Source organism: Mycobacterium sp. PTI7 (assembly GCF_056679845.1).
This window is the reverse complement of sequence record NZ_CM155252.1, coordinates 3,925,951-3,937,652: the sequence shown is the minus strand read 5'-3', so window position 1 is coordinate 3,937,652 and position 11,702 is coordinate 3,925,951. Positions and strand designations below refer to the sequence as shown.

Sequence of the window (11,702 nt, the reverse complement as noted above, 5' to 3'; positions counted from 1 at the left end):
CCCCGGGGGTCGGCAGCTACCCGGCGGGCGTTTGCCGAGCAACCGAACGTCAGGCCGGGACGAATTCCACGCCGGCCAGCGCGACGGCGTCGTCGCGGTCGGGCGCCGTCACGACCGCCTGGTAACCCGTGCCGTCCCGCCACACCCGGACGCGGAGGGTCTCGCCGGGGAAGACGACACCAGCGAAGCGGGCACCGTACCGGCCGACACGGGAGGTGTCGCCGTCGAGGAGGAGGTCGGTGAGGGCCTTCGCCGTCATGCCGTACGTGCACAGGCCGTGCAGGATCGGCCTCGGGAATCCGGCGGCGGAGGCGAAGGCGGGATCGGAGTGCAGCGGATTGCGGTCGCCGCACATCCGGTACAGCAGGGCCTGCTGCGGTGACACCGCGATGGTGAAGTCGTGATCGGGTGCCTGTTGCGGGGGTTCCGACGACGTGGAGGGGCCGCGCTCGCCGCCGAAGCCACCTTCACCGCGCGCGAAGATCGACCGCCGCTGCGTCCACAGCAGGGTGCCGTCCGGTGAACTCACCGTGGTCTCCGACCAGATGACCGCGGCCTTGCCCTTGTCCCAGATGTCGGTGAAGCGGGTGGTCGCCACACCCGTTCCCGCGGCCGGGATCGGACCGGGAACGGTGACGGACTCACTGGCGTGCAACACCTTCGACAACTCGATGTCGATGCCGGGGAACCGGACGGTGGGCGCCTCCGTCATGTGGAAGCTCTGCGCCACGTTGCCGAACGTCGGCAGCACCTGCGGTGTGTCGTCGGTGAGGTAGCGCAGTTCGCGCGGATCCATCGGGTCGGCACCCGCCCCGAGTCCCAGGTGGTAGAGCTGCACGTCGCTGCTCGTCCACGAGAACTCGGCGGTCGCGGGCTCCGCCGCCAGCGCGACGTCGAGGTCGATCGGCATCAGCGACCGCCGGTGGACGAGCCGGCGAGGTGCAGCGCCGCGAGGTAGCCGAACGTCATGGCCGGACCGATGGTCCCGCCGGGGCCGGGGTAGGTGTGGCCCATGACCGGCGAGCTGACGTTGCCCGCGGCGTACAGGCCGTCGATCACGGAGCCGTCGTCGCGGAGCGCCCGACCGTTCACGTCGGTCCGGACGCCGCCCTTGGTGCCGAGGTCGCCGGGCACCATCTTGGCGGCGTAGTACGGGCCGTGGCTGATCTCGCCGAGGTTGGGGTTCGGCTTGTTGGTCGGATCGCCGTAGTAACGGTCGTACGCGCTCTCGCCGCGCTTGAAGTCCTCGTCGACGCCGCTGCGGGCGAAGCCGTTGAACCGGTCCACCGTCGCCCGGAACGCGTCGGCGGGCAGGCCCGTTTTCTGCGCCAACTCGTCGAGGGTGTCGGCCTTCACGATGACGCCGGACTCGAGCCACTTCTTCGGGATCCGCTGTCCCGGTTGCAGTCCCGCGAAGATGTAGCGGTCGCGGTACTGCTGGTCGAAGACGAGCCAGGCCGGCACGTTCTCGCCGGGTCCGGCGCCCTGGCCGAACTCGCCGCCGTACATGTGGTGGCACGCCTCGACGTAGGGCATCGACTCGTTCATGAACCGTTGACCCGACATGTTGACGATGATCGACCCGGGCGAGTTGCGCTCCGACAGCGCGAACCACGGCGAGTCGACCAGCGGGACCGTCGGACCCCACCAGGCGTCCTCCATGACCTCGAGCGCGGCGCCCAGCTTCTCGGCGGCCACGATGCCGTCGCCGGTGTTGGCCACCGCGCCGACCGTCCACTCCGTCGTGATCGGCGCGCGCTGGTACTTCACCCGCATCTGCTCGTTGTGCTCGAAGCCGCCGCTGCCCAGGATGACGCCGCGCCGGACGCGGATGAGTTGCGGCTCGGCACTTTCCGGGCCGGTGCAGTCGCGCACGTAGATGCCCCGGACCACGCCGTCCTCCACGTAGAGGTCGGTGAGCGCCGTGTTGAGCCGGACCGGCACCCCGGCGTCCTGCAGGCCGATCCGCAGCGGGGCGATCAGCGCGCGCCCCATCCCGACCAGGTTCTTGCCGGTGGTGTTGGCCCACACGGAGCGGATGCCGACCTTGAGACTGCGCAGGACACCGCGCGGGTGGCGCTTGAGCTGGTTGAGCCGCACGTAGTCCTGCTGCATCACCACCATGTTCATCGGCACCTTGCCGTACGCCGGCTCGAGGCCCTTCTCGTCGGCACCGAGTCGCTTGGCGTTGAACGGTTTCGGCTCGACGGACCGGCCGGTCGACTTGCCGCCCGGCGTCTCCGGGTAGTAGTCGGAGTAGTTCGGCACCCAGCACAGCTTGAGTGGCGAGTTCTTCAGCACGAAGGACAACATCTCGGGACCGCGCTCGAGGTAGGTGTCGATCTTCTCGGCGGGTGCGGCGTCACCGATGATGGTGTGGAGGTACGTCCGGGCCGCCTCGGCGGTGTCCTTGACGCCATCGCGCCGGAGCACTTCGTTGTTCGGAATCCACACGCCGCCGCCCGATCGGGCCGTCGAACCTCCATAGTGCGGGGCCTTCTCTACGACTAGTGTCGAGAGGCCCTGGTGGGCTGCGGTGAGGGCGGCGACCATGCCGGCGGCGCCGCTTCCGACCACGACGACGTCGTACTCCTGCTCAGTCATGTAGAACACGTTATAGAATGGCCCGGCGATCCAACAACAGCGCCGGTCAACTAAACGAGGGGACTTCACGAATGTTGCCCGTTGAGGTGCGCGAGCAGCTGGCGGCCGATCTGGCCCGAGCCGAGCGTGACCGGGTGCCGATCCGGCCGCTGACCGACGCGAATCCGGGCATCGACGTGGTCGATGCCTACGAGATCCAGCTGATCAACATCCGTTCGCGGGTGGCGTCGGGGTCTCGGGTGATCGGGCACAAGGTGGGGCTGTCGTCGGAGGCCATGCAGAAGATGATGGGCGTCGACGAGCCCGACTACGGGCACCTGCTGGCCGAGATGGAGGTGTTCGAGGACGTCGCGGTCCCGGCGGGCACGTTCCTCTATCCGCGGGTGGAGGTCGAGGTGGGATTCATCCTGGCCGACGACCTGCCCGGTGAGGGGTGCACCGAGGACGACGTGCTGGCCGCGACGGCGGCGTTCGCGCCGTCGATCGAGTTGATCGACACCCGGATCACCGACTGGAAGATCAAGTTGTGCGACACGATCGCGGACAACGCGTCGTCGGCGGGGTGGGTGCTCGGCAGTGAGCGGGTGTCGCCCAAGGACGTCGACATCAAGAACATCGACGCGGTGTTGACCTGCAACGGCGAGGTCGTGGCCGAGGGGCGCAGTGATGCGGTGCTGGGCAATCCGGTGACCGCGGTGGCGTGGCTGGCGCGCAAGGTCGATCAGTTCGGGGTGCGGTTGAAGGCCGGCGACGTGGTCCTGCCGGGGTCGTGCACGCGTGCGATAGATGCTCGTCCCGGTGACGATTTCGTAGCCACGTTCGACGGACTAGGTTCGGTTCGTCTCTCTTTCGAATGACCGTGTCAATGAGGAGAAGTCATGCCTGACAAGGCAACCGTCGCGATCGTCGGGTCCGGCAACATCAGTACCGACCTGCTCTACAAGCTGCTGCGGTCGGACTGGCTGGAGCCGCGGTGGATGATCGGCATCGACCCCGACAGCGAAGGCCTGGCGCGGGCGCGGAAGCTGGGGTTGGAGACCAGCCACGAGGGTGTGGACTGGCTTCTCGCGCGCGACGAGCGCCCCGATCTGGTGTTCGAGGCGACCAGTGCCTACGTGCACCGCGACGCCGCTCCGCGATACGCCGAGGCGGGGATCCGGGCGATCGACCTGACCCCGGCGGCGGTGGGGCCCGGGGTGATTCCGCCGGCGAACCTGCGCGAGCACCTCGACAGTCCGAACGTCAACATGGTCACCTGCGGCGGGCAGGCCACCATCCCGATGGTCTACGCGGTGACGCGCGCGGTCGCCGAGCAGGGCGGGGTGGTGCCGTATGCGGAGATCGTGGCGTCGGTGTCCTCGGCGTCGGCGGGGCCGGGGACGCGGGCCAACATCGACGAGTTCACCAAGACCACCAGCCGGGGCATCGAGGTCATCGGCGGCGCCACCCGGGGCAAGGCGATCATCATCCTCAATCCGGCCGAGCCGCCGATGATCATGCGCGACACCATCTTCTGCGCGATCCCCGAGGACGCCGATCAGGATGCGATCACGGCGTCGATCACCGACGTCGCGGCGCAGGTGCAGACCTACGTGCCGGGGTACCGGTTGCTCAACGAGCCGCAGTTCGACCCGCCCTCGATGCACTCGGGTGGACAGGCGTTGGTGACGGTCTTCGTGGAGGTGGAGGGTGCCGGTGATTACCTGCCGCCGTATGCGGGGAACCTCGACATCATGACCGCCGCGGCCACCAAGGTGGGCGAGGAGATCGCCAAGGAAGTTCTGGCTGCGACCACGGGGGGACACGCATGAGCATCAGCGAGGACATCTACTTCGACGCCAGCTGGGACGTGCGGATGACCGACACGTCGCTGCGCGACGGGTCCCATCACAAGCGTCATCAGTTCACCGCCGACGAGGTGCGGTCGATCGTCGCGGCCCTCGACGCTGCGGGGGTGCCGGTCATCGAGGTCACCCACGGCGATGGGTTGGGCGGGTCGAGCTTCAACTACGGCTTCTCCAAGACCCCGGAGCAGGAGCTGATCAAGCTCGCGGCCGAGACGGCCACCGAATCGAAGATCGCGTTCCTGATGCTGCCGGGTCTGGGCACGAAGGACGACATCGCCGAGGCGCAGCAGAACGGCGGGTCGATCTGCCGGGTCGCCACGCACTGCACCGAGGCCGACGTGTCGGTCCAGCACTTCGGGTTCGCCCGCGACCGCGGCCTGGAGACCGTCGGGTTCCTGATGATGGCCCACACGATCCCGCCGGAGAAGCTCGCCGCCCAGGCCCGCATCATGGCCGATGCGGGTTGTCAGTGCGTCTACGTCGTGGATTCGGCGGGGGCGTTGGTGCTCGAGGGCGTCGCCGATCGGGTCGCGGCGCTGGTCGCGGAGTTGGGCGACGATGCGCAGGTCGGGTTCCACGGTCACGAGAACCTTGGCCTGGGTGTGGCGAACTCGGTGGAGGCGGTCCGTGCGGGCGCCAAACAGATCGACGGCAGCACCCGGCGCTTCGGTGCGGGTGCGGGCAACGCGCCGGTCGAGGCGATGATCGGGGTGTTCGACAAGATCGGCGTCAAGACCGGCATCGACTTCTTCGAGATCGCCGACGCCGCCGAGGACGTCGTGCGCCCGGCGATGCCCGCCGAATGCCTCCTGGATCGAAATGCCCTGGTCATGGGCTACTCCGGGGTGTACTCCAGCTTCCTCAAGCATGCCATCCGCCAGTCCGAACGCTACGGCGTGCCCGCCCACCAGCTGCTCCACCGGGCCGGACAGCGCAAGTTGATCGGCGGCCAGGAAGATCAACTCATCGACATCGCCCTCGAAATCAAGCGCGAACAGGACGCCTCGGCAACCACCGGCTGACGGCACGGGTATCGATAGCGCAACAGCCGCTTAACGAACGTCTCCCGGTCCGCACAGCGAATATCGCCACGGTAGGCTCGCGGGGCACCGTCGTGGTCCCACGACGCTCTGCCAGACCGAGATCTTGACGCGCTCACGACATCGGAGGCCGCCCTGACCGTGCGACCGGCTGAGACGACGATGCCCGAGTCCCTGGACCCGGTGGCACACGTTCACGTGCCCACCGCGGCAGAGGCCGTGGCGGACTTCATCGGCGTGCCCCGGGCCCGCGGCATGATCCATCTGGTCGCAGCCGGGGTGGCCGCCATCGCGGGCATCGCCCTGCTGTGGAGCGCCTGGCACGCCCCGCGCCCCGGAGCCTTCCTGGCGGCCGCCGTCTACGCGGTCGGGATCGTCGGCTTGTTCGGCGTCAGCGCCACCTACCACCGCGTGCAGTGGGACTCGCCGGTCACCGAAAAGTGGATGAAGCGGCTCGACCACTCGCTGATCTTCATCTTCATCGGCGCCTGCTACACACCGCTGGCCATGCTGGCCATGCCCCCGGAGGTCGGTACCAAGGTCCTGATCATCGTGTGGTCGGGGGCCGCGGCCGGCGTCGCACTCAAGATGCTGTGGCCGTCGGCCCCGAGGTGGGTGGGCGTACCGCTCTACCTGCTGCTCGGCTACGTCGCGGTCCTCTTCGTCGAGGAACTGCTCGACGGCGCGGGGCCGCTCGTGGTCATCCTCCTGATCGCCGGTGCGGTGCTCTACAACATCGGGGCGATCCTCTACGGCGCACGGTGGCCGAATCCGTGGCCGACGACCTTCGGTCACCACGAGTTCTTCCACGCCTTCACCGCAGTCGGGGCGACGTGCCACTTCGTCGCCATCTGGCTCGTCGTGCAGTGACGTAACGCCCTCCAGCCTCATCGACGCGCCGCACCCGCGCGGACGAGAACCTCCCAGGGGACCCGTGCAGGATGGTGCGGTGACCGCCGCCCCGACCTCGAGACGACGTCGCGTCGGCTCGCTCGAGGTGCTGCTCGTCGGGTTGGTCGTGCTCGCGGTCTCGGCCGGCTGGCTGCGCGCGGCCGTCACCGACCACGTCGACCTCGGTGTCGCCGCGACGGTGTTCAGCGGCGTGTTCGTGCAGGCGTTGCCGTTCCTCGTGCTCGGCGTCGTGGTCAGCGGGACCATCGCGGCCTTCGTCAGCCCGGAGCGGCTGGCGTCGTGGTTGCCGCGCCGCCCGGCGGCCGCCGTCCTCGTCGCGGGCGTCGGGGGAGCGGCACTGCCCGGCTGCGAGTGCGGGTCGGTTCCCGTCGCCCGGCGGCTGTACGCGCCGGGACGCACGGGCGCGGCGGCGCTGACGTTCATGCTGTCGGCGCCGGCGATCAATCCCGTGGTCCTGGTGGCCACCGCGGTCGCGTTCCCCGGCGAGCCGCTGATGGTGCTGGCCCGCTGCGTGGCCTCGCTGGCGACCGCGGTGATCATGGGGTTGGCCTGGATGCGCTTCGGCCGCGAGGAATGGGTGACGCGGTCACTGCCGCGCACCGACCGTCGGCCGGGAGAGTCGCGATGGACGGTGTTCAGCGAGGCGGCCCGACACGACTTCCTGCAGGCGGCGTCCTACCTCGTCCTCGGCGCGGCGGCGGCAGCGGCCTTGCGCGTGATGGTGCCCGACTGGATCTTCGAGCACCTCGCCGGCCACCTGCTGCTCGGCGTCCTGACGATGGCGGTGCTGGCGGTGGTCCTGGCCCTGTGCTCGGAGGCCGACGCGTTCGTCGCCGCCAGCCTGACCATGCTGCCGCTGGTGCCGCGGCTGGTGTTCCTCGTCGTCGGCCCGGCGGTCGACGTCAAGCTGTCCGCCATGCAGGCGGGGACGTTCGGCCGGCGGTTCGCCGTTCGGTTCGGACCCGCCACGTTCGTGGTGGCGACGGTGGTGGCGACCGTGGTGGGCCTGCTGTTCCTCGGGGACCGCCCGTGAGCCGCTTCACGCAGAACCTCGTGCTGCTGCTGGTCGGCGCCAGTATCGCGGTGATGCTCGTCAAGGGCACCTACGTGAACTACGTGAAACCGAGCCTGCTCCCCTGGCTGGTGATCGCCGCCGTCGTGCTGATCGCGCTGGGGCTCGCTGCCGTGGTCCGGGACATCCGCGGCGCGGGCACCGACGACCACGAGGACGATCACGATGGCCATCGGCACCGGACCGGTCTGGCCTGGTTCCTGCTCGTCCCCATCGCGATGATCGCGTTCGTGGTGCCGCCGCCCCTGGACGCCCGCGGTGCCGCGGCACCGCCCGCCACGTCGGCGCCGCCGCCGCGCAGCTTCGCGCCGCTCCCGCCGGGACCCTCGCCCACGGTCCCGGTACCCGAGATCGTCATGCGCGCCGCGGCCGATCCGGCGCGCAGCCTCGACGGACGCACGATCACGGCCTCGGGGTTCACGCTGCGCTACCCGGACGGCGTCTACCTGGCGCGGGTGGTGATCGTGTGTTGCGCCGCCGACGCCCAGCTCGCGCGGATCAGGCTGTCCGGACGCGGCGCGGAAGTGGCGGCCGGCTTCGGCGAGGAGACGTGGATCCGGGTCGAGGGTGACGTCGTCCCGGGTTCGGCGGACGCGTCCAACGACTTCATCCCCACCCTGACCGCCGCCTCGGTGACGCGCATCGACAAGCCGGCCAACACCTACGCCTACTGACGGCTGCCGGGCCGTCCGTCGGACCGACCCGGCACGATGGGCGTGTGAAGACCTCCCGTCGCACCCCCCGCCCCGTCGCCCGCCCATGACCGCCACCCGCGAACAGGCCCAGACGCTGCTCGAGCAGCTCGCCGGCCCGGAGGCCATCCTGCGTGACGACCAGTGGACGGCGATCGAGGCACTGGTGGTGCAGCGGCGGCGGGCGCTGGTCGTCCAGCGCACCGGGTGGGGCAAGTCGGCGGTCTACTTCATCGCCGCGAAGCTGCTGCGCGCCGAGGGCAGGGGACCGACGGTCATCGTGTCGCCGCTGCTGGCGCTGATGCGCAACCAGGTGCAGTCCGCGGCACGCGCCGGCGTGCGCGCCGCGACCATCAACTCGAGCAACGTCACCGACTGGAACGACGTGCACCGCGACGTGGCGTCCGGCGACCTCGACGTGCTGCTGGTCAGCCCGGAACGGTTGAACAACCCCGACTTCCGCGACGAGGTGCTGCCCGCCCTGGCCCGCGACGCCGGTCTGGTCGTGATCGACGAGGCCCACTGCGTCTCCGACTGGGGGCACGACTTCCGCCCCGACTACCGGCGGATCCGCACGCTGGTCGCCGAACTAGGTTCGGACATCCCCGTTCTCGCGACCACCGCGACCGCCAACGACCGCGTGGTGGCCGACGTCAGCAGTCAGCTCGGCGTCGGCGGGGGCGACACCCTGGTGCTGCGCGGCGGCCTGGACCGCGAGTCGCTGCGACTGGCCGTCGTCAAGGTGGGCAACCCGGCGCAGCGTGCGGCCTGGCTCGCCGAGCACATCACCGACCTGCCGGGGTCGGGCATCGTCTACACGCTCACCGTGGCGCAGGCCAACGACGTGGCGGCCATGCTCGCCGAACGTGGGCACGCCGTCCACGCCTACACCGGCGCGACCGAGACCTCGGAGCGCGAGCAGCTCGAGAACGACCTGCTGGCCAACCGGGTCAAGGCGCTGGTCGCCACGTCGGCGCTGGGCATGGGGTTCGACAAGCCGGACCTCGGCTTCGTCGTTCATCTCGGCGCACCGGCCTCGCCGATCGCCTACTACCAGCAGGTCGGTCGCGCGGGCCGCTCGACCGACAGCGCCGAGGTGGTGCTTCTGCCCGGCGCCGAGGACCGCGAGGTGTGGCGGTACTTCGCGTCGGTGGCGTTCCCCTCGGAACCGATGGTGCGCAACGTGATCGACGCCCTCGAACCCGAGCGCCCGCAGTCCACGCCGGCGTTGGAGCCGCTCGTCGACCTGAACCGCACCCGGCTGGAGATGGTGCTCAAGGTGCTCGACGTCGACGGTGCGGTGCGCCGCGTCAAGGGCGGGTGGATCAGCACGGGACAGCCGTGGAGCTACGACGAGGAGCGGTACCGCCGACTCGAGGAGGCCCGGCAGCGCGAGCAGCAGGCGATGCTCGACTACCTCGACACCGACGAGTGCCGCATGGTCTTCCTGCGCCGGCAGCTCAACGATCCCGAGCTGATCGACGGCGAACGCTGCGGCCGGTGCGACAACTGCACCGGGGCGCACTACGAGTCGGCCGTCGACGCCTCGGCGGCCGAGGCGGCCCGGGAACGGCTGATGCGACCCGGGGTCCAGATCGCGCCGCGCCGGCAGTGGCCGTCGGGTCTGGCGAAACTCGGGGTGAGCCTCAGCGGCAAGATCGCCGACGGCCCGGGTCCGGGACGGGCCATCGGGCGCCTGACCGACCTGGGGTGGGGTGCCCGTCTGCGCGCCGTCCTCGACGGGCCGGACGCCGAGGCCCCCGACGACCTGGTCCGTGCGGCCGTCGCCGTGCTCGCGGCGTGGGACTGGGAGACCCGGCCGACGTCGGTGATGGGGCTGGACTCTCGGCGACACCCCGTCCTGATCTCCTCGCTGGTCGGCAAGCTCGCCGACCTGGGCCGGCTCACCGATCTCGGCACCCTGCGGTACTCGGTCGAGCGCCGGCCGGTCACGGCGGCCAACTCGGCGTATCGCGTTGCGGGACTGTCCGGTTCGTGGGACCCGCCCGAGTCGGCGCCGTTCGACGGGCCGGTGCTGCTGGTCGACGACCTCACCGACACGGGGTGGACGCTGACGATGGCGGCCCGGACGGTGCGCCAGGCCGGCGCGCCCGAGGTCCTGCCGTTCGCCATCGCGGCGGTCAGCTGATGGGCGTGGTCCGCGCCGTCGCGCGGGTCCTGCTCGGCGCGGCACTGGTGTTCGCCGGCGTCAGCCACCTCACGTTCGCCCGCACCGCGTTCTACGCACAGATCCCACCGTGGCTGCCGCTGAACGCCGAGTTCGTGATCGCCGCGTCCGGCGTCGTCGAGATCGTCCTGGGGTTCGCGCTGGTCGTCCTGCCCCGCTGGCGGGTCCCGCTGGGCTGGCTCACCGCGGCCCTGTTCGTGGTGGTGTTCCCGGGCAACGTCTCGCAGTATCTGACGCACTCCGACGCCTTCGGGCTGGACTCCGATCGCTCGCGGGCGATCCGGCTGGCGTTCCAGCCGCTGCTGATCCTCTGGGCGCTCTGGTCCACGGGAGCTTGGGCCGCGTGGCGTGCCCGCAGGTCGGTCAGTGCCCGCCCAGCTGAACGGTGAGGGTGTGCGCCGTGGCCATCAATCCCCTGGCGTGCCGGGCGATCTCGGCATCGGTCAGTGCTCTGCCGATTCGCAGTGACACGACCATCGCCTGCCGCCGGTAGTGGTCGTACACCGGCGCGGAGATCACGCTGATGTCGTGCTTCTGCCGGCTGGAGCCGGCCTCGCCGGGCAGGTACACGCGCTCGCCGACGTCGGAGATCAACTCGCCGAGCAGCGCCCGCAGTTCCTGGGGCAGCGTGTTCGACATGCCCGCCATCAGGGCGTAGAGGCGTCGACCGCCCGCGGTCTGGCGTTCCACCAGGTAGCCCGTCGCCCGACACTCGGCCACGACGCGGTCCAACCGGTCGGAGTCGGTGCGCAGCGGGATGGTGGGCTCCCGGGCCAGCCAGTCGCGCAGCGCGTCGTCGTCCCACAGCACGAACATCAGTCCGACCGGTGGCGCGAACGGGTAGCTCTGCCCGGCGCGCACGCCGACGTCGGAGCCGGGTGGTCCCACCAGGTCCAGCAGTGTGATCCGCTCGTCGACGATCGCGGCCAGCGACGCCGTGGTGTCGTACTGCCGGGAGAGCCTCCGCAACTCCTCGCGTGCGGCCGGGCTGACCCGTAGCGATTCCTGGGCGATGTGTCCCAGCGAGATCAGTGACGGCCCCAACCGATAGGTCTTGTCCTGCGAATCGCGAACCAGGTAACCGGATTCGGCGAGGGTGGTGACGATGCCGAGGCACGTCGGCTTGCTCTGGCCGGTGCGCCGGGCGAGTTCGGAGACGCCGAACCGGTCGTGCGGATGTCTGGCCAGGAAGTCGAGGATCTCCACCACCCGCCGGGTCGGTGGTGAGGCACGGTCGGTCACCCGCCCCTCCTCTCCCCGGGCCGCCGCCGGACGTTGACGCGAATTGGAACACGTTCTAGTGTCAGGTCGGAAACTCTACCAGCGCGGTCCAATATTGGAACGTTG

11 protein-coding genes are annotated in these 11,702 nt (G+C 70.1%); 8 read left to right on the top strand and 3 right to left on the bottom strand.

Annotated features, from left to right (window positions below):
* Window positions 1-49: 49 nt before the first annotated feature.
* On the bottom strand, window positions 50-910 hold the full coding sequence (locus AC1MEY_RS18950) for a MaoC/PaaZ C-terminal domain-containing protein (RefSeq protein WP_480226969.1): 861 nt from the start codon (window positions 908-910) through the stop codon (window positions 50-52).
* Window positions 910-2,604 carry a 3-oxosteroid 1-dehydrogenase gene (kstD, locus tag AC1MEY_RS18945; RefSeq protein WP_480226968.1) on the bottom strand — a complete coding sequence of 565 codons (1,695 nt, stop codon included), beginning with the start codon at window positions 2,602-2,604 and terminating at the stop codon, window positions 910-912. Before kstD ends, AC1MEY_RS18950 begins: the two co-directional genes overlap by 1 nt.
* 71 nt (window positions 2,605-2,675) lie before the next feature.
* On the opposite strand from kstD, the gene AC1MEY_RS18940 reads away from it, so the two are divergent.
* The 8 genes from AC1MEY_RS18940 (at window position 2,676) to AC1MEY_RS18905 (ending at window position 10,744) form a co-directional block, all read left to right on the top strand.
* Window positions 2,676-3,461, top strand: a complete 786-nt coding sequence (locus AC1MEY_RS18940) for a 2-keto-4-pentenoate hydratase (protein WP_480226967.1) — start codon at window positions 2,676-2,678, stop codon at window positions 3,459-3,461.
* A gap of 21 nt (window positions 3,462-3,482) precedes the next feature.
* Entirely contained in the window at window positions 3,483-4,415 is a 933-nt protein-coding gene (locus AC1MEY_RS18935) for an acetaldehyde dehydrogenase (acetylating) (RefSeq protein ID WP_480226966.1), read from the top strand.
* Complete coding sequence (gene dmpG / locus AC1MEY_RS18930; RefSeq protein WP_480226965.1) at window positions 4,412-5,473, top strand: 4-hydroxy-2-oxovalerate aldolase; 1,062 nt, start codon at window positions 4,412-4,414, stop codon at window positions 5,471-5,473. Before AC1MEY_RS18935 ends, dmpG begins: the two co-directional genes overlap by 4 nt.
* Before the next feature lie 159 nt (window positions 5,474-5,632).
* Window positions 5,633-6,361: a PAQR family membrane homeostasis protein TrhA gene (trhA, locus tag AC1MEY_RS18925; protein ID WP_480226964.1), complete on the top strand. Its 729-nt coding sequence runs from the start codon at window positions 5,633-5,635 to the stop codon at window positions 6,359-6,361.
* Between the two features lie 79 nt (window positions 6,362-6,440).
* Entirely contained in the window at window positions 6,441-7,436 is a 996-nt protein-coding gene (locus AC1MEY_RS18920) for a permease (protein WP_480226963.1), read from the top strand.
* Window positions 7,433-8,149 carry a TIGR03943 family putative permease subunit gene (locus AC1MEY_RS18915; protein WP_480226962.1) on the top strand — a complete coding sequence of 239 codons (717 nt, stop codon included), beginning with the start codon at window positions 7,433-7,435 and terminating at the stop codon, window positions 8,147-8,149. The genes AC1MEY_RS18920 and AC1MEY_RS18915 overlap by 4 nt, the downstream gene beginning before the upstream one ends.
* 85 nt (window positions 8,150-8,234) lie before the next feature.
* Window positions 8,235-10,316: a RecQ family ATP-dependent DNA helicase gene (locus AC1MEY_RS18910; protein ID WP_480226961.1), complete on the top strand. Its 2,082-nt coding sequence runs from the start codon at window positions 8,235-8,237 to the stop codon at window positions 10,314-10,316.
* Window positions 10,316-10,744, top strand: a complete 429-nt coding sequence (locus AC1MEY_RS18905) for a DoxX family protein (protein WP_480226960.1) — start codon at window positions 10,316-10,318, stop codon at window positions 10,742-10,744. Before AC1MEY_RS18910 ends, AC1MEY_RS18905 begins: the two co-directional genes overlap by 1 nt.
* Here the strand turns inward: AC1MEY_RS18905 and AC1MEY_RS18900 are convergent.
* The gene (locus AC1MEY_RS18900) at window positions 10,719-11,597 is read right to left on the bottom strand and encodes an IclR family transcriptional regulator (RefSeq protein ID WP_480226959.1); all 879 of its coding nucleotides are present in this window, start codon (window positions 11,595-11,597) and stop codon (window positions 10,719-10,721) included. The genes AC1MEY_RS18905 and AC1MEY_RS18900 overlap by 26 nt on opposite strands.
* Window positions 11,598-11,702: the final 105 nt, after the last annotated feature.

Coding starts and splice junctions, on each gene's coding strand:
- AC1MEY_RS18950 (WP_480226969.1), bottom strand. CDS start 910: ATGCCGATCGACCTCGACGTCGCGCTGGCGGCGGAGCCCGCGACCGCC.
- kstD (WP_480226968.1), bottom strand. CDS start 2,604: ATGACTGAGCAGGAGTACGACGTCGTCGTGGTCGGAAGCGGCGCCGCC.
- AC1MEY_RS18940 (WP_480226967.1), top strand. CDS start 2,676: ATGTTGCCCGTTGAGGTGCGCGAGCAGCTGGCGGCCGATCTGGCCCGA.
- AC1MEY_RS18935 (WP_480226966.1), top strand. CDS start 3,483: ATGCCTGACAAGGCAACCGTCGCGATCGTCGGGTCCGGCAACATCAGT.
- dmpG (WP_480226965.1), top strand. CDS start 4,412: ATGAGCATCAGCGAGGACATCTACTTCGACGCCAGCTGGGACGTGCGG.
- AC1MEY_RS18910 (WP_480226961.1), top strand. CDS start 8,235: ATGACCGCCACCCGCGAACAGGCCCAGACGCTGCTCGAGCAGCTCGCC.
- AC1MEY_RS18905 (WP_480226960.1), top strand. CDS start 10,316: ATGGGCGTGGTCCGCGCCGTCGCGCGGGTCCTGCTCGGCGCGGCACTG.